We start from the raw sequence: 17,039 nt of genomic DNA, 5'->3' as shown, positions 1-17,039 counted from the left end.
GGATATCTCCGGCGCTTACTTGCGACCCTGACGGGACTCGAACCCGCGACCTCCGCCGTGACAGGGCGGCGCGCTAACCAACTGCGCCACAGGGCCATGCTCTGCTACCAACGATCCGAAGATCGTACCCCCTACGGGATTCGAACCCGCGCTACCGCCTTGAAAGGGCGGCGTCCTAGGCCGCTAGACGAAGGGGGCTCGCCCCGGATTTCTCCGGACCGGCTTCAACGGCTGTCCGTTGGGAGCTGGGATAGCTTATGACAGACCGGACTCGATTCCCAAACCGGCTGGTCAGAGGCTCAAACCGAGCTCCTCCAAGCGGGCCTGGGTGCGCCAGCCGTCGCTGCGGAACTTCTCCAGCCATTCCGGGGTGGCCATCGCCTCCATCACGACCTCGAGCGCCTCCTCGAACCGTGCCCGCAGATCGACCTGCCCACCGAGCAGGTCCACCATGTACCGCTGGCCGGCCAGCGCGGCGGCGAGCGTGCGGGTGAACCGGTCGGGGTCGGCGTCGGCGCGCAGCTGCCCGTGGTCGATGGCACGGACGGTGAGCACCCTGGTGGTGCGGCCCAGGATGCGGCCGCCACCGGCCTGCACGTCACGGTAGAAGTCCGGCTCGATGATCAGCCGGTACTCGGCCTGCACGATGATGTCGTGCTCGAGCCGCAGCGCGATCTCGTCGACCACCCCGTGCAGGATGTCCAGCGGGCTGAGATCCGTTCGGGCCAGCCAGCGCTCGGCGGAGGCGCGGTAGCGTTCCACCGCGGTCTCCAGCACCGCGCGTGCCAGATCTTCTTTCGAATCGAAATGGAAGTACATGGCGCCCTTGGTGGCACGCGACCCTTCCAATATGCGGTTGAGCGATGCAGCGGCATAGCCGCTCTTCCCGAACTCAACGGCGGCGGACCTGATAATCGCCGCCCGTGTCCGGCGCGCCCGCTCTTGCTGCCGTGCCATGCTCGAAACGCCTCCGAAGCCTACTCGCCGCCAATCAGCCACCCCCGAAGGAACGGACCCTCGGCGCGAATTCCTGAGTTTTATCAATACGTCGAACCCGGTTTTCGACCGATTTCAAACCTTCGGTACGAAAACTCGCGGAAAACCTGTAACACACCAGCTGGTATAGTTTGCCTGCCCGGGTGCGCCGCAGGGGGTGCGCATCCGGGCATTTCTTCGTCCTGAACGTGCCTCCTCCTGCGGCATAGAGTTCCGTCGAGCCGTGGCCGGCCGGACCGGCCGCGGCGCCTTCGGACACGGAAACGACAATCCGAATTCCGCGGCACCGATCGAGTCGACGATTCTTTCGGAATTCACCAAGGCGTCACCGTACCCGGAATCCCGATCCGACACGCGGCAAACCGGCGAGTCAGGTGGCCATCCGATTCCACTTTCTGTTACGGCAAATATTCGGCAACCCAACCGGCCGCTACGGTGGGTGCGCGAATTCGCCAGCGGCTCAGGATTGTTCACGCGAGCCGACCGGCAAGCCGGACAACCGGCCGCCGCCCACGTTTCGCCCGCCAACCCGCCCCGCGAGCCTCGCCCGGCCAGAGCCGTTCACCCCCTGCAAATCCAAAGACATTGCCAGCCAACACGATTGAATGATATCCAGATCCAGCTAAGATGAACAAAGCTGGGTGCCAAGTGTTTACCGCCCGCATCGCCCTCTGCGCACGCCGCGTTACCCACCGCCACGCCGCCCCGCGACGCACCCGCCCCGCCACGCCGCCCCCACCCATCCAACCCACCCGCCGACACGAACTCCCCCGATTGGGGCATCCGCCCCCGATCCCACTACACTGTTCCTCCGCGCCCCTATAGCTCAGTTGGTAGAGCTACGGACTTTTAATCCGCAGGTCGTAGGTTCGAGCCCTACTGGGGGCACAACGGTCGGGCGCCCGGGCACTCCGGGCGCCCGACCTGTTTCGTGAGTTCTACGCGGTGAAGCACCGGTTATACCGGCCAGGACGCGCCGCGTCGAGGCTCCGCTCTCCGATGTCACACACAATGCTTCACGGTCATCGGAGCCGAACTCGGCGCCTCGGCCGACAAGCCGTTCGACGGCTCTTTCCTTACCGTCCCTATACGGCGGAGATAGTGGACCGCCATGCGCGGGATTGCGGACGCCTGGACTGGGCAGGATACGACCCAGACAGAGCAAGGACTCGCCCACGACGTGGACCACGAGACGCCCGGTGCGACCGGTCGGATTGTGACAAAGGACATAGTCAATTCAGGGAGTCGGTGCCGACCACGCAGATCGCGACTGGCACCTCGCCGAGCCCGCCGCCCGATGCGGCTACGTGGCTGATCGCGGTAGGTGACCCGGCAACGCTGGGAAGCCGGTCTGGTACGGCGGATTTCCGATGTATATATGCGCCGCCCGGGGAGCGGCGCATACAGAAGTAAGGGCCGTCCGAGAACGCGCTCTCCACCACAGACCGTGCGCCGAGCTGATCGTGCGAAGCCCGGAGCAAGACAGGCGTCCACGTTCATGAGAGAGGGATGGGTGACGTTGGGGCGACACACCGGTTTCGGCCACCGCGCCTCACACGTGCCCGGCCGAGGCGGTCGTCGGGCCATGCGACGGCGGCTCATGACCGTGGCCTTCCAGAAGTCCGGCTCGCCCGGGCACACGCGGTCTGGTTCGGCGCGCCGTGTTCGACACGCGCGAGCGTTGGGTACTCGATTCATTGTCGGCGCGGTGGCGGATTGTGCGATTCCCCACCTCCCGCTAACGACGCGAACCCCGCGTCGATAGTCCTCTCGTTCACAGGAAGAACCCATACACTCGTGTGGATCACTGAACGGCGAAGACGTCGCATGTGGTGGATCACCAGGGCATCGATCGTCTAACGGATGCGTTTCGCATCACACCTACGGTGCCGTAAGGTATGGCCGCAACGGTATCGGTCTACCTTGGGATGACCTGCACGACCGGAAGCACACACTGAAGGGTTCATACATGGCAAGGGATCTGACTCAACTCGAGCTTCTGACGGAGTTGGAGCCGGTTGCCGAAGAAAACGTCAACCGGCACCTCTCCATGGCAAAGGAATGGCATCCGCACGACTACGTCCCGTGGGACGACGGCCGCAATTTCGCGGCACTCGGTGGGGTGGACTGGGATCCGGAGCAGTCCCGGCTCAACGAGGTCGCGAAGGCGGCCATGGTCACCAACCTGCTCACCGAGGACAACCTGCCCTCCTATCACCGGGAGATCGCCGAGAATTTCTCTCAGGATGGCGCGTGGGGCACCTGGGTGGGCCGCTGGACCGCCGAGGAGAACCGCCACGGCATCGTGATGCGGGACTACCTGGTAGTGACCCGCGGCGTCGACCCGGTCGCCCTCGAGGAAGCCAGGATGGTCCACATGACCAACGGCTTCGCCTCCCCTGCCGAAGCCGACGCGGGCTTCCTGCATTCCGTCGCGTACGTCACCTTCCAGGAACTCGCCACCCGGGTCAGCCACCGCAACACCGGCAAGGTCTGTGACGACCCGATCGCCGACCGCATGCTGCAGCGCGTCGCCGCCGACGAGAACTTGCACATGATCTTCTACCGCAACATGTGCGGCGCCGCCCTCGACCTGTCCCCTGACCAGGCCATCGAGGCGATCACCCTGATCCTGGAGAACTTCCAGATGCCGGGCGCCGGCATGCCCAACTTCCGCCGCAACGGCGTGCTGATGGCCAAGCACGGCATCTACGATCTGCGCCAGCACCTGGAAGAGGTCGTCCAGCCGGTGCTGAAGAAGTGGAACATCTTCGAACGCAGCGACTTCACCGCCCGCGGCGAGGCGGTCCGTGAGCGCCTCGGTATTTTCCTGGACAAGCTGAGCAAGGACGTCATCAAGTTCGAGGAACAGCGGGACCGGATGCTGGCCCGCGAGGCCGCCAAGCGCGACCGTCAGATGGCGGGCAGCTCCGTAGGCTGAGCGCCCCGGTTACAGCACGCCGCCGCCCCGGAGTCCGGGGCGGCGGCGGTTGTATGAACGGCACGGTGCCGCGCCGCGCTGCGACCCGCTCCGGCCGACTTACGTGCGGAAATGAGACACTGGTCGGCGTGACGATGACTACCGAGGCGATGACGAAGCTGCGGATCGGGCCGTATCCGGTCGATCCGCCGGTCGTGCTCGCGCCGATGGCGGGCATCACGAATCTGGCGTTCCGCAAGTTGTGCCGGGAATTCGGCAGCCCTACCTCGATCTACGTGTGCGAGATGATCACCGCGCGAGCGGTGGTCGAACGCAACGAGAAGACGCTGCACATGATGTCCTTCGATGCCGACGAGCATCCCCGCTCGATGCAGCTCTACGGCGTGGACCCGGACACGCTCGGCGAAGCGGTGCGCATCATCGTCGGCGAGGGCTGGGCCGACCACATCGACCTCAACCTCGGCTGCCCCGTGCCCAAGGTCACCCGGCTCGGCGGCGGCGCCGCCCTGCCGTACAAGCGGACGCTGTTCCGGCACATCGTGCGCGCCATGGTGAGGGCGGCGGAACCGGCGGGGGTCCCGATCACCCTGAAGTTTCGCATCGGCATCGATGACGACCACCGCACCTATCTGGACGCGGGACGCATCGCGGAAGCCGAAGGCGCGCGGGCGGTCGCGTTGCACGCCCGCACGGCTGCGCAGCGCTACTCCGGCGAGGCCGACTGGACCGCAATCGCCCGGCTCAAAGAGGCCGTCACGTCGATCCCGGTCCTCGGCAACGGCGACATCTTCTCGGCGGACGACGCGGTTCGCATGATGGACGAGACCGGGTGTGACGGCGTGGTCGTCGGACGCGGCTGCCTGGGTAGGCCGTGGCTGTTCGCCGAACTGCAGGCGGCGCTGCGCGGGGAGCCGCTGCCCGCCGCGCCCGATCTGGGCCGGGTCGGTGCCGTGCTGTACCGGCACGGCGCGCTGCTGTCCGAGCACCTCGGAGAGGACAAGGCCATGCGTGACCTGCGCAAGCACATGGCCTGGTATTTGATGGGCTTCCCGGTCGGCGCCGACCTGCGTCGCGCGTTCGCCACCGTGGACAGCCTCGCTCGGCTGGAAGATCTTGTCGGGCAGCTCGATCCGACCGCGCCCTTCCCGAAGGACGCGGAGGGCCCGCGCGGGCGTCAGGGCTCGCCAGGCAAGGTCGCGCTGCCGCACGGCTGGCTCGACGACCCGGACGATCCCGCGGTGCCACGCGCGGCGGATGTGATGCACAGTGGCGGCTGATCGGGCAACCGCTCAGCGAACGACGTCGCCGAAACAGCTGTGACCTGTTCGATTTCTCGGTGGGGTGGCCCCCCGTGGCGGAATCGTTATCATTGCGGAATCGGTGCCGCCGGTCGAGTGTGACCTGAGCGGAAAAGCAGGACGAAAAGCGAGGTTCGTTGGTGGGTGACGATCGGCACGGGCGTTCGCCACGGCCCGGAGGTCGCGCCCCGTGGGAGCGGTATCCCGCGGCGGACAGCTCCGAAGGAGACGCCGCACGCACGTCTCGTCGTTCGCGCCATACCGACGCCACTCCGGACCAGAGTTCCGCGCCCCTGACGGTCCAGGATCTGGTCCAGCGGGTCGACAACGAACGCAGTGGCCGCCGAGGCCGCCGCGCCGAGCCCGCCGCGCCGGACCCGGGCGCCGCACCCAGCCGAGGACGCCGCGCGGAACCTACCCCGGCTCCCGGACCCGGCCGAGGACGCCGCGCCGAGCCCATTCCGCCGGACCCGACTGCCGCACCCGGCCGAGGACGCCGCGCCGAGCCCGCACCGCCGGGTGCTGGCACTCCGCCGAGCCAGACGCGCCGCCCCGAGCAGGTACCGCCGCAGGCAGGGCCCCCATCACAACGGGGCAACCGCGCGGAGCCGCCGCAGGAAGCTCCCCGGCCACCGGCCGGCCCGCCCGCGAACCGTCCCCCCACTCCCGCCAACGGCCGCGGCGCCGCAGCCGGTCCCCGGCGTGCACCGGACTCGCCACCACTACGCCAGACGGGTAGCTCGCCGGTGGTCCAGGACATCACGGGCGCCACTCCGGCCGCCCGCGCCACGACCCGCCGCCCGGCCGAGCACTCGGCGTCCGCCGCACCCGTCGCTCCTCCGGAACCGGAGCTGGCCGAAGAGGTCACCGACGTCCTTCCTCCGCTAGAAGAGCCCACACGAGCCAAGCGTAAGGGCGTGGGCTGGCCGACCAAGGAGGGCAGGGACGCCAAACCGAAGCCCGTCGGCACCGCCCAGACCCGTCTGCAGGCCTCCCGGCAGCGCCGCAACAAGCGGCTGCGGACCGCGGGAAGAGCGGCGGGAGCAGTGTGCGCCGTCCTCGCATTGCTGGTCACCGGCGGCGGCTGGAGCTACCTGCGGTCGACGACGGACAGCTTCACCCAGGTCAACGCCCTCGACGAGAACTCAGAGGACATCGTCGATTCCAATGCGCAGCTCGGCGACGAGAACTACCTGCTCGTCGGCACCGACACCCGCGCAGGGGCCAACGGTCAGCTCGGCGCGGGCACTTTGGACGACGCCGAAGGCGCCCGCGCGGACACCACCATGCTGGTCCACATCCCGAAGAACCGGAATCGGGTCGTCGTAGTCTCCTTCCCGCGCGACCTGGACGTGACCAGACCCCAGTGCAACGGGTGGGACAACGAGAAAAACAAATACACCGACGAGAAGTTCCCGTCTGCCATGGGCGGCAAGCTCAACGCCGTCTACGCTGTCGGCGGCCCGATGTGCCTCGTCTCAACGATCCAGCGTCTCACCGGCGCGTCGATCAATCACTTCATGGGCATCGACTTCGCCGGTTTCGAGTCGATGGTCAACCAGATCGATGGCGTCGAGGTCTGCGCGTCCAAGCCGCTCGTCGACGAGGTGCTCGGCACCATCCTGGAGCACCCGGGCAAGCAGCGCATCGACGGCCAAACCGCGCTGAACTACGTGCGCGCCAGGCATGTCTACGGTGAGGAGCGCAGTGATTATGACCGCATCAACCGACAGCAACGCTTCCTCGCTTCACTGCTGCGCGGCACGCTGTCCAGCAGGGTGCTGTTCAATCCGAGCAAACTGAACGGCTTCATCAGTGCGCTTCGTGAGCACACCTGGGTCAACAAGGTCGAAACAACCGACCTACTGATGCTGGGACGGTCACTGCAGAAGATCGATGCCGGTGCGGTCACCTTCATCACCGTTCCGACCGCGGGAACTGACTCTTACGGCAACGAGATTCCTCGCGAATCCGACATCAAGGCGATCTTCAAGGCGATCCGCGACGATCAGCCACTGCCGGGCGAGAAGCCGACCGTCCAGGCGAACGCGCCCGTCCCCACCCAGGCCGCCGCGACACCGACCAAGCACCGGGCGGTGGATCCCTCCACCGTCTCGCTGCTGGTGTCCAACGGCTCCGGCGTCGAAGGCCTGGCGCGCACGGCCGCCACCAAACTCGGCAACCAGGGCTTCACGATCTACAACACCGGAAATTACGCCAACGGCACCTCGGCGACGACGAAGGTCCGCTACGCCGCTGGCCTGGAAGCCGAGGCTGCCACCGTGGCCAGCTCGATTCCCGGCGCGACCATCGAGGCAGCCGACGATCTCGGCGGCATCGTCGAGGTCGTCATCGGGGGCGACTCGGCGAACGGCGTCGTCGTGAAGGCGCCGACGCCGGTCGGTGACGAGATCACCAACGTGGTGACGAGCACCCCGAAGGATTCGACGCCGACCGTGCTGCCCTCGGACCTGGAACACGTCAACGCGGCCGAGGACATCTGCAAGTAGACGACCGAGTGCACACAGCACCACCTGGCTCCGCCCGCAGGCCGGGTGCGTATCGAATCATGTTCTACCGCAACAAAGTTCGCTTCGGCTCTTATTCAGTGGCTGCTACTGCAGAGAACGTGACTATGAGCATGGAGGGGGTTTCAGTGGTACGCAAACTAATCTGCGGAGCAACCGCGGCGGCGGCCGCCTTGGCATTGTTCGCAGGTCCTGCCAAGCGGACGGGTGGTGGCAGTACGACACGGCACAGGAATGTGAGCACGCCCGACAGCAGTTTGTAGCTCTCGGAAGCCGCGTAAGCGGATGCGAGTTCAAGCCCAACGCCAGCGCGTTCGGCGGCGGCGACGCCTGGGGGTTCCATATTTACAGCTAGTTCAGGCCGAACTCCGATGGTGACTGCGCGAGCGCTCGGTCACCATCGGAGTCTTCTGGGTGGGGTCACCCCGCCTCCGATCCGGAGCACATCAAACGCCGCCAAGGAGATCTGCAAGTAGCGCCTGGCGCACAAGATGGGACGAATGCGACGCAGATCACAGTCATCGTGATGTCGTCCTTCAAGGCCGGCGAGGGTGCGGATCGCGGTCGTTGAATGGTCAACGGCAACCCTCGCGCTAATGATGCACACCGGTCATTCACTCGGCGTTCGTGACTTGGTCAGCGTGGCGAACTAGGGTCAGGTTCCATGCGTGTCATCTACAACGAGCAAATGGCCGAGCTCGCCCACCTGCTGGGTGAGATGGCCGGCGTTGCCGGCTCGGCCATGGAGCGGGCGACCCAGGCCCTGCTCCAGGCGGACCTCGCCCTGGCGGAGCAGGTGATCAGTGAATCCGACCGGATCGCGGAGCTGATCCAGGACGCCGAGGAGAAGGCCTTCGCCTTGCTCGCGTTGCAGGCGCCGGTCGCAGGTGACCTGCGGCAAGTGGTGAGCACGATCCAGATCGTCGCCGACGTGAACCGGATGGGCGCGCTCGCGCTGCACGTGGCCAAGGTCGCGCGCAGGCGTCATCCGAACCACGCGCTACCGGAAGCCGTCAACGGCTACTTCGCCGAGATGGGCCGCATCGCGGTGAACATGGGCGCCGGTGCGCGAGAGGTGCTGGAGACCCGCGACCCGGAGCGCGCGGCGCAGCTGAACGAGGACGACGAGGCGATGGACGACCTGCATCGTCACCTCTTCACGCTGCTCATGGACCGGGAGTGGAAGTACGGCGTCGCCGCCGCCGTCGACGTCACACTGCTCGGCCGCTACTACGAGCGCTTCGCCGACCACGCCGTCGAAATCGGCCGGCGGGTCATCTTCCTGGTGACCGGCGTCCTCCCCCCTGACCCGGATGCCGAGGGGTAACCGAAAGGTTTGCCGGGCTTGACGTTTCGCGGGCGGTGAATGATAGATTTGGCCGCGCGGGGCGGGATTGCTCCGGTATAGCGTTACGCCGGAGGGGATCCGGTATGAAGGGGGGCGTCATGAACGTCGATCCAGCAGAGCTGCGCGCGTTGGCCGCGTCGATGGATCAAATCGGCGGCAATATCGGCGGCTTGACTGTGCGTACCACCACGGACGCGCTCGGTGCTGTGCTGCCCGGTTCGGCATTGAGCGAAGTGTGCTCGGCGGCGGGTGCGAATGTCGAAGACGCGTGGCGGCGAATGGCCATGCGGTGTAAACGGATTTCCAATATCGCCAAAGGCGGCGCCGCGAACTACGAGGTGTCCGACCAGCAGTTTCGCGATGGCCTCGAGGCGATGGGCGCGCAGCTGTGAGGACGACGAATTCGACGCCCACGCTGAGTCAGGTGCGGTCGGAATGGCAACCATGGAAACTGGGCGAAGCCGGAACGGAAATACGAACTCGCACTGGCGAATTCGTATCGCTGATCGATGAAACGGTGACACAGATTCGTGCGGCAGGCGCGCATTGGAGTGGCGATGCCTATTACGCGGCCTACGACCGGATAGCCGGCGACCGCGACGCGGCGAACAAAGTGGCGCTGGATACCGAGGAACTCGCGCAGACGTTGATCGATAGCGGCACCAGTCTGGCCGGGTTCCGCCAAGCTTTGCTGGACAAGGTCGACCAGGCCGTCGCGGCCGGATTCACCGTCTCCGAGGACTGGCAGGTCACTCCCGGGCCGGACGTCGCGGACGACGACGGCGATTCGCAGTACACCCACCAGACCGCCGTCACCACGGCGCTGAACGAGCTGCTCGGCACCCAATCGGACGTCGCCACCAAGATCGAGCAGGCCAGCGGGAATGTGCGTGCCCGCAGTGACCAGCTCGGCGACGGCGACCCGCTCGACAGCGGCGAGCAGACGGATCCGACGCTCGCGGTGTACAGCCGGCAGTCCGATAGCGCGAACACCGACGAGGACCCGACCGACGCTTCCACCACTCCCGCGGGCACGCCGCAGGCCAGTCCGATCGCCGAGGAACAGTCCACCGGCGAAGACAAGACCGAGAAGTCGAAGTCGGGCGAGGACAAGAGCGACGAGGGCGACAAGAGCACCGGTGAAGACAAGAGCACCGGTGAAGACAAGAGCACCGGCGAGGACAAGAGCACCGGCGAGGACAAGAGCACCGGCGAGGACAAGGGTGAGAAGAGTGACGACTCCAAGTCGTCCGGTTCCACCGGTCCCGCGAGCGACCCGAATTCCTGGACACCCTCGGATGTGACGAGTCTTATCACCGCGGTGGGCGGGATCACCGGAGATGTGCCGACGTTGATCGAGTCCGTCGGCAAGCTCGACGACGATCTCGACGACATCATCAAAGCGGGCGGAGAGGCGGGAAAGGGCCTGATCGACTCCGCAGGCTCGGCCGCGGAGAACTTCGCGAAGGCCGCCGATACGGTGATCACCAGCGTCGACCAGGCGGCCGACGGCACGCCCGCGGATTCACCGTCCAGCGGGGAGCCCGCCAAAGACGGCACACCGGCAGCGGACAAGGCCTCCGACGATTCCACGACCGACCAGCCCTCGAAAGCGGATCCGAACGCGAAAGCCACCGATCCGAAGGCGGATGACCCGACTTCGAAGGCCGACGACAGCAAGGCCGGAAATCCGAATCCGGCGCAGGGCACGGAAACGAAGCCGGAACAACAGCCCGCGTCCGTCCGGCAGGCGAGCTACACCGGTACCGAACCCACCGCGCCCAGCAGCACTTCCGCGCCCAGCTCACCGTCGACCGCGCCCGCGAGTACCGGTTTGCTCGGAGGACACATGGCGAATCGGCAATCGGATTCGGAACACACCCGTCGAGTAGAAGCGGCGCAGACGCCGCTGTTCGAGACACCCCCGGACCAGTAAGAAAGGCCCTGGGTAGCCGACTCGCTACCCAGGGCCTTTCCTCTGCTCGTGCCGATCGAAGCCGCTCGGCAACCGGAATCAGCCGAAACGGCCGGAGATGTAGTCTTCCGTGGCCTTCTGCGACGGGTTGGAGAAGATCTTCTCGGTGTCGTCGATCTCGATCAGCTTGCCCGGCTTGCCCTGAGCCTCCAGGTTGAAGAAACCGGTCTGGTCACTCACACGCGCGGCCTGCTGCATGTTGTGGGTGACGATGACGATGGTGAATTCCTTCTTCAGCTCGGTGATCAGGTCCTCGATCGCCAGGGTGGAGATCGGGTCGAGCGCCGAGCAGGGCTCGTCCATGAGCAGCACGTCGGGCGACACGGCGATGGCGCGCGCGATGCACAGACGCTGCTGCTGACCGCCGGAGAGGCCGCCGCCCGGCTTGTCCAGGCGGTCCTTCACCTCGTTCCACAGGTTGGCGCCGCGCAGCGAGCGCTCGGCCACCTCGTCGAGTTCCTTCTTGTTGCGCACGCCTTGCAGCTTCAGGCCCGCGACCACGTTGTCCTTGATGGACATGGTGGGGAACGGGTTGGGCCGCTGGAAGACCATGCCGATCGTGCGGCGCACGCCAACCGGGTCGACCTGGGTGCCGTAGATGTCCTCACCGTCGAGCAGCACCGCGCCCTCGACCCTGGCGTTCGGGGTTACCTCGTGCATGCGGTTGAGCGAACGCAGCACGGTGGACTTGCCACAACCCGAGGGACCGATGAAGGCGGTCACGCTGCGCGGCAGCACGGTCAGCGAGACATCGGACACGGCATGGAACTTGCCGTAGTAGATGTTCAGATCTTTGACATCGATCCGCTTGGCCATTGTCGGTAATCCGTTCCGCTTCTATCGGTTCCGGGTGAGCACGCGGTTGAGGACCGCAGCCGCGAGGTACAGGAAGGCGATGATGATGATGAGGGTCAAAGCCGCGCCCCAGACTCGCTCGCGTCCGGCGGCTTCGGGGTTGGCCAGCTCCTGGTAGATCAACAGCGGCAGCGACGCCATGTTGCCGTCGAAGATGTTCGTGTTGATCGACTTGCTGTAGCCGACCAGCACCAGCACGGGAGCTGTCTCGCCCATCACCCTGGCGATGGCGAGCAGGATGCCGCTGATCATGCCGGGCAGGGCGGTCGGCACCACGATCCGCACGATGGTCTTCCACTTGGGGATACCCAGCGCGTAGGACGCTTCGCGGAGTTCGTCGGGCACCAGTTTGAGCATTTCCTCGGTGCTGCGGACGACCACCGGCAGCATCAGCAGCACCAATGCCAGCGACACCGCGAGCGAGCTCTGCGGGAACCCGAGCGTCGCGATCCACAGCGCGAAGATGAACAGCGCCGCGACGATCGACGGCACGCCGGCCAGGATGTCGACCATGAAGGTCGTGGTCTTGGCCAGCACGCCACGGCCGTACTCGACCAGGTACACCGCGGCCATGATGCCGAGCGGCACTGCGATGATCGTGGCGACCAGCGACTGGGCGATGGTGCCGTAGATGGCGTGGTAGACGCCGCCCGCGACCTGGTTGGGCAGCACGCCCTTCAGCGAGTTCTGCCACCAGTTGGCCCGGACCACGGCGCTGAAGCCCTTGGTGATCACCATGATCAGGACCCACGCCAGTGGCACGAGCGCGATGCCGAACGCCAGCCAGACCAGCCCGGTCGCGAGGTTGTTGCGTATCCGGCGCGACAGGCTCACGTCCCGGAAGGTGGGCGGCTTGATCGGCCGGTCCAGAGTCGAGGTGGTCATCACCCGTTCACCCTTCCGCCCGCGGCGAGTCGAGCCAGCGCATTCACGACGAAGGTCAGCGCGAACAGGACGAAGCCTGCCGCGATGTACGCGCCGGTCGGCAGCGGAGCACTGAACTCCGCCGCGGCCGAGGCGATTTTGGAGGCGAAGGTGTAGCCGCCGTCGAACACCGACCACTGTCCCGGCTGCGCGGCCGTCTTCAGCACGATCAGCACGGCGATCGTCTCGCCGAGCGCACGGCCGAGGCCGAGCATGGCGCCCGCGATCATGCCGCTGCGGCCGTACGGCAGCACCGTCATCCGCACGACTTCCCATTTCGTCGCGCCGAGCGCCTGCGCCGCCTCGATGTGGGCGCGCGGGGTGAGGTTGAACACCTCACGGCTGACCGACGTGATGATCGGCAGGATCATCACCGCGAGCACGACGCCCGCGGTGAAGATCGTGCCGCCGCTGGCCAGCGGGATGTTGCCGTCCGAGAACAGGAACAGCCATCCCAGGTTGTCGTTCAGGAAGGTCTGGATCGGCTCCAGTTGCGGAGCGAGCACCAGGATTCCCCAGAGACCGAACACGATCGAGGGCACCGCCGCGAGCAGATCGACGACCACCGAGAACGGCCGCGCCAGCGTCTTCGGCGCGTAGTGCGTCAGAAACAGCGCGATACCGATGCCGATCGGAACGGCGAGCACCAGCGCGAAGATCGAACTCAGCACCGTGACCATGAACAGGTCCCGGATGCCGAACCGCAGGTGGTTGGCGTCCGAGGTGTTGAAGTCGGTGCTGGTGAAGAAGTTCGCCTCGTTCGCCAGCACCGACGGCACCGCTCGGATGAGCAGGAACAGTGCGATCAGCGCGATGGCGGCGACGATGATCGCACCGGCCGCCGTCGCCAGGGAGCGGAAGATGATCTCCGCTCGCTGGCTGTGCTGCGGACGGGCCCTCTTCGCGGCCGGATCGTTGCTCGGCTTGCTCGGCATGAGCGCAGTATCTCCGCCTGCTCGCTGGTCGGTCGAATCCGACGGACCAGCGGCGGCAACCTCGTCGTGCACGGTCATGTGGGGACTGCTATCAGGAGATGGCGTTGATGGCGGTGGTCAGCTTGGTCTTGAACTGCTCCGGGATCGGGATGTACCCGGCCTCGTCCAAGCCCTGCTGGCCGTTGGTCACCGCCGAGGTGAGGAAGGCCTTGACCGCCTTCGACGTGGCGGCGTCGGAGTACTTCGAGCACACGATCTCGTAGGTCGGCATGACGATCGGGTACGCGCCCGCCACCGACGGCTTGTAGAACGAGGAGGTGTCGATGACCAGGTCGTTGCCCTGGCCGGAGACCTTCGCGGACTCGATCGCCTTGCCCGCCGACGCGACGCTCAGCGTCACCGGGTCCTTGCTCGCCGAGGTGATGATGCGCGCGATCGACAGGTTCTGCGCCTTCGCGAAGGACCACTCGTTGTAGGTGATCGAGTTCTTGGTGGTCTTCACCGCGCCCGAGGTGCCCTCGTTGCCCTTCGAGCCCGCGCCGACGCCACCGTTGAAGGCCTTGCCCGCGCCCTTGCCCCAGGCGCCGTCGGAGGCGGAGTCCAGGTAGAGCTGGAAGTTGTCGGTGGTGCCCGACTCGTCGCTGCGGAAGATCACGGCGATCGGCTCGGACGGCAGCTTGGCGTTCGGGTTCAGCGCCTTGATCTCCGGGGCATCCCAGGTGGTCACCGAGCCGTTGAAGATCTTGGCGGCGGTCGGGCCGTCCAGCGTGAGATCGGTGACGCCGTCGATGTTGTAGGTGATCGCGACCGGGCCGAACACGGTCGGCAGGTTCCACGCGGGCGAGGCGCAGCGGTCGGCGGCCTTCTTCGGCTCGTCCTTCTTCGCGCTCAGCGGCGAGTCGGAGCCAGCGAAATCGGTCTGGCCACCGAGGAATTCGCTCACACCGGCACCCGAGCCGCTGGAGGTGTAGTTGAGCGTGGAACCGTCGCAGTTCTTCTCGTACGCGGCGATGAAGCGCTCCATCGCGTTCTTCTGCGCCGAGGAACCGCTGGCCTTGAGGGCCTCCTTGCCGCCGCAGGCGACGTCGACCTTCGCCACGTTGCTGGAGTCGGTCGCGGTGTTGTCGTCGCTGCCACAGGCGGCCAACGTCATGGCGCCGACGGCCAGCACACCGACGAGGGCGCTGCTGCGCTTGAGATTCACTATTCCTCCGGAATGGCGTCCAACTCGTCCGGTCCCTCACCGGCCCGGACGGGTGCTGTGGTGCTGTTCGCGGGGAACTTGCGCACCAGGCAGCAGTGTGCTGCCCTCACTCAACCTAAAGTCACGTGGTTGACAGTTGGACCGACCTGAGTGAACGGAGAGTGAACAGCCCGGCGCGATTGCACCTGGTAGATGTGACGTTTGCCCCAGTTTTACTCGCGGACACCCGTTCTGCCGCCTGTTATTCAGCATCCGCCGCGGCGTACGCGACGTCGACATGCGCGGGGGCGAATCCGAGCCGGGTATAAGTGCGCACCGCGGCGGCATTGTCGGCCTCGGTATAGAGCAGCACCTCGGCCAACCCGCGGTCCCGCAGGTGACGCAACCCGGCGAGAGTGAGCAGACGACCGAGCCCACGCCCCTGCGCCGCCGGATCGATACCGACCACGTATACCTCACCGAGCGGCGGATTCTCCGCGTGATGCACCTTGGTCCAGTGGAATCCGAGCAAACGGCCGGGCGCGGCCGGGTCGAATGCCAGGAACAGGCCCGCCGGATCGAACCACGACTCGGCGCGGCGGAGTTCGATGTCACGCCCGGTCCACCCGCCCTGTTCGGGATGCCAGGCGAAGGCCGCACTGTTCACCCGCAGCAATTCCGCGTCGTCGGCGGGGCCCGCGTAGGTGCGCAACACGATGTCGTCCGGCACGTTCAATTCCGGTAGCTCAGGACTTGCCAGCGACCGTCGCATCTGCCAGAGCTCACGCGCGGTCCGCAACCCGAGCCGCGCGGCGACGGCTTTGGCCGCCGGCCGGTCGCCGTGCGCCCAGACCCGCGCGCCCGGGCCGCCCGTGGCCAGAGCCTCCTCGACCAGAGCGGCGCCGACGCCGTGGCCGCGCTGGGACGGATCGACCGCGACCTCGGCCATCGCGGGATGGTCGCCGTGCGCGGGAACGAGATTCGCGTAGCCCGCGATCGCGCCATCGCGCCGAGCAAGCAGATGGCGTACTGCGGTGTGGTCGCCCGAGGTGAGCGACAGCACGGCCTGCTCCGAGACCGGGGCGACCCCGTCGGCCGCGGTCGCACGCGCCAGCAGATCGGTGATCGCCTGCGCGGTGTCCGCGTCGAGACGATCGGTCCACTGTGTTGTCACGCCGCTCATCGGCCTCCGTTCATCGAGCCCAGCGGACTCCGATCGGGGTCCGCCCTTGGCAACGTCGTAGGGGCGGGCGGCATTTCGGAGTCCGATGCGCGAGCCGCCGGGAATTACTGCGCGGAGCCGTTGACCGGCGTGAGCGGAGAGTCGTCGGTGCCCTCGTTGTCCTCGTCCGGGAAGCTCACCTGCTCGCCCTTGGCCGCCGCGCGCGACGGGCGCACGGCCTTGTAACCGACATTGCGCACCGTGCCGATCAGCGATTCGTATTCGGTGCCGAGTTTGGCGCGCAAGCGCCGCACGTGCACGTCCACGGTGCGGGTGCCGCCGAAGAAGTCGTAGCCCCACACCTCCTGCAACAGCTGCGCGCGGGTGAACACCCGGCCCGCGTGCTGCGCGAGATACTTCAGCAGCTCGAACTCCTTGTAGGTGAGGTCGAGCGGGCGGCCACGCAACCGCGCGGTGTAGGTGCCCTCATCGATCACCAGCTCGCCGAGCGTGATCTTGCCGGTGTTCTCCGGGCTCGCCACGCCGCCGTTGCGCCCGACCAGCAGCCGCAATCTGGCGTCGAGTTCGGCAGGGCCGGTACCGGGCAGCAGGATGTCGTCGAGCCCCCAGTCCGCGTTCACCGCGACAAGGCCGCCCTCGGTGAGCACCGCGACGACCGGCACCGAGGACCCGGTGCTGCCGAGCAAGCGGCACAGGCCACGGGCCGCGGCCAAGTCGGTTCTCGCGTCCACCAACGCGACGTCCGCGGTGCCTGCCTCGAGCAGTGACGCCACTTCCGTCGGCGCGGGGCGCACGTTGTGCGCGAGCAACGCGAGCGAGGGCAACACCGACTCGGGGTTGGGGTCGGAGGTAAGCAGGAGCAGCTCCACGGGC

General features: G+C 66.7%; 13 protein-coding genes and 3 tRNA genes. 7 read left to right on the top strand and 9 right to left on the bottom strand.

Going from position 1 to position 17,039, the window contains the following annotated elements; genetic code table 11:
* Positions 1-22: 22 nt before the first annotated feature.
* The 3 genes from ABZ803_RS17390 to ABZ803_RS17380 all read right to left on the bottom strand — a co-directional run bounded on the left by ABZ803_RS17390 (position 23) and on the right by ABZ803_RS17380 (position 957).
* Positions 23-96: transfer RNA gene (locus ABZ803_RS17390), tRNA-Asp, on the bottom strand.
* 29 nt (positions 97-125) lie between these two features.
* A tRNA-Glu gene (locus tag ABZ803_RS17385) sits at positions 126-198 on the bottom strand.
* 93 nt (positions 199-291) lie between these two features.
* The gene (locus tag ABZ803_RS17380) at positions 292-957 is read right to left on the bottom strand and encodes a TetR/AcrR family transcriptional regulator (protein ID WP_040864773.1); all 666 of its coding nucleotides are present in this window, start codon (positions 955-957) and stop codon (positions 292-294) included.
* An 854-nt stretch (positions 958-1,811) separates the two neighbouring features.
* Between ABZ803_RS17380 and ABZ803_RS17375 the strand changes: the two genes are divergently transcribed.
* From ABZ803_RS17375 to ABZ803_RS17345, 7 genes are all read left to right on the top strand, one after another.
* Positions 1,812-1,884 (top strand) — tRNA-Lys (locus tag ABZ803_RS17375).
* A 1,081-nt stretch (positions 1,885-2,965) separates the two neighbouring features.
* Positions 2,966-3,937, top strand: a complete 972-nt coding sequence (locus tag ABZ803_RS17370; protein WP_357038660.1) for an acyl-ACP desaturase — start codon at positions 2,966-2,968, stop codon at positions 3,935-3,937.
* 149 nt (positions 3,938-4,086) lie between these two features.
* A complete protein-coding gene (dusB, locus tag ABZ803_RS17365) occupies positions 4,087-5,214 on the top strand; it encodes a tRNA dihydrouridine synthase DusB (protein ID WP_357038998.1) in 1,128 nt (375 codons plus the stop codon).
* 767 nt (positions 5,215-5,981) lie between these two features.
* Positions 5,982-7,745 (top strand): LCP family protein, encoded by a 1,764-nt coding sequence (locus ABZ803_RS17360; protein WP_357038656.1) that lies wholly within the window; start codon positions 5,982-5,984, stop codon positions 7,743-7,745.
* Positions 7,746-8,427: 682 nt separating this feature from the next.
* Entirely contained in the window at positions 8,428-9,090 is a 663-nt protein-coding gene (gene phoU / locus ABZ803_RS17355; protein WP_040864752.1) for a phosphate signaling complex protein PhoU, read from the top strand.
* 119 nt (positions 9,091-9,209) lie between these two features.
* A complete protein-coding gene (locus tag ABZ803_RS17350; protein ID WP_357038652.1) occupies positions 9,210-9,503 on the top strand; it encodes a type VII secretion target in 294 nt (97 codons plus the stop codon).
* A 125-nt stretch (positions 9,504-9,628) separates the two neighbouring features.
* Positions 9,629-11,047, top strand: a complete 1,419-nt coding sequence (locus ABZ803_RS17345; RefSeq protein WP_357038649.1) for a hypothetical protein — start codon at positions 9,629-9,631, stop codon at positions 11,045-11,047.
* 78 nt (positions 11,048-11,125) lie between these two features.
* Here ABZ803_RS17345 and pstB read toward each other — a convergent pair whose 3' ends face one another.
* The 6 genes from pstB to ABZ803_RS17315 all read right to left on the bottom strand — a co-directional run bounded on the left by pstB (position 11,126) and on the right by ABZ803_RS17315 (position 17,035).
* Positions 11,126-11,902 carry a phosphate ABC transporter ATP-binding protein PstB gene (gene pstB / locus ABZ803_RS17340; protein ID WP_039795034.1) on the bottom strand — a complete coding sequence of 259 codons (777 nt, stop codon included), beginning with the start codon at positions 11,900-11,902 and terminating at the stop codon, positions 11,126-11,128.
* A 21-nt stretch (positions 11,903-11,923) separates the two neighbouring features.
* Positions 11,924-12,826 (bottom strand): phosphate ABC transporter permease PstA, encoded by a 903-nt coding sequence (gene pstA, locus ABZ803_RS17335; RefSeq protein WP_357038645.1) that lies wholly within the window; start codon positions 12,824-12,826, stop codon positions 11,924-11,926.
* Entirely contained in the window at positions 12,826-13,800 is a 975-nt protein-coding gene (gene pstC, locus ABZ803_RS17330) for a phosphate ABC transporter permease subunit PstC (protein ID WP_062968580.1), read from the bottom strand. Before pstC ends, pstA begins: the two co-directional genes overlap by 1 nt.
* A gap of 91 nt (positions 13,801-13,891) precedes the next feature.
* Positions 13,892-15,004 (bottom strand): phosphate ABC transporter substrate-binding protein PstS, encoded by a 1,113-nt coding sequence (gene pstS, locus ABZ803_RS17325; RefSeq protein WP_357038641.1) that lies wholly within the window; start codon positions 15,002-15,004, stop codon positions 13,892-13,894.
* Between the two features lie 241 nt (positions 15,005-15,245).
* Positions 15,246-16,166, bottom strand: coding sequence for a mycothiol synthase (gene mshD / locus ABZ803_RS17320; protein ID WP_357038638.1), 921 nt, complete (start codon positions 16,164-16,166; stop codon positions 15,246-15,248).
* A 104-nt stretch (positions 16,167-16,270) separates the two neighbouring features.
* Complete coding sequence (locus ABZ803_RS17315; RefSeq protein ID WP_040864770.1) at positions 16,271-17,035, bottom strand: response regulator transcription factor; 765 nt, start codon at positions 17,033-17,035, stop codon at positions 16,271-16,273.
* Positions 17,036-17,039 lie beyond the last annotated feature (4 nt).

Origin of the sequence: Nocardia sp. NPDC047648 (assembly GCF_040642815.1) — a bacterium.
GTDB classification, from domain to species: domain Bacteria; phylum Actinomycetota; class Actinomycetes; order Mycobacteriales; family Mycobacteriaceae; genus Nocardia; species Nocardia gamkensis.
This window is presented reverse-complemented; position numbering and strand designations above follow the sequence as displayed.

Bases quoted from the DNA above. Each gene is read 5' to 3' on its own strand.
- ABZ803_RS17380 (WP_040864773.1), bottom strand. From the start codon at position 957: ATGGCACGGCAGCAAGAGCGGGCGCGCCGGACACGGGCGGCGATTATC.
- ABZ803_RS17370 (WP_357038660.1), top strand. From the start codon at position 2,966: ATGGCAAGGGATCTGACTCAACTCGAGCTTCTGACGGAGTTGGAGCCG.
- dusB (WP_357038998.1), top strand. From the start codon at position 4,087: ATGACGAAGCTGCGGATCGGGCCGTATCCGGTCGATCCGCCGGTCGTG.
- phoU (WP_040864752.1), top strand. From the start codon at position 8,428: ATGCGTGTCATCTACAACGAGCAAATGGCCGAGCTCGCCCACCTGCTG.
- ABZ803_RS17350 (WP_357038652.1), top strand. From the start codon at position 9,210: ATGAACGTCGATCCAGCAGAGCTGCGCGCGTTGGCCGCGTCGATGGAT.
- pstB (WP_039795034.1), bottom strand. From the start codon at position 11,902: ATGGCCAAGCGGATCGATGTCAAAGATCTGAACATCTACTACGGCAAG.
- pstA (WP_357038645.1), bottom strand. From the start codon at position 12,826: ATGACCACCTCGACTCTGGACCGGCCGATCAAGCCGCCCACCTTCCGG.
- pstC (WP_062968580.1), bottom strand. From the start codon at position 13,800: ATGCCGAGCAAGCCGAGCAACGATCCGGCCGCGAAGAGGGCCCGTCCG.
- mshD (WP_357038638.1), bottom strand. From the start codon at position 16,166: ATGAGCGGCGTGACAACACAGTGGACCGATCGTCTCGACGCGGACACC.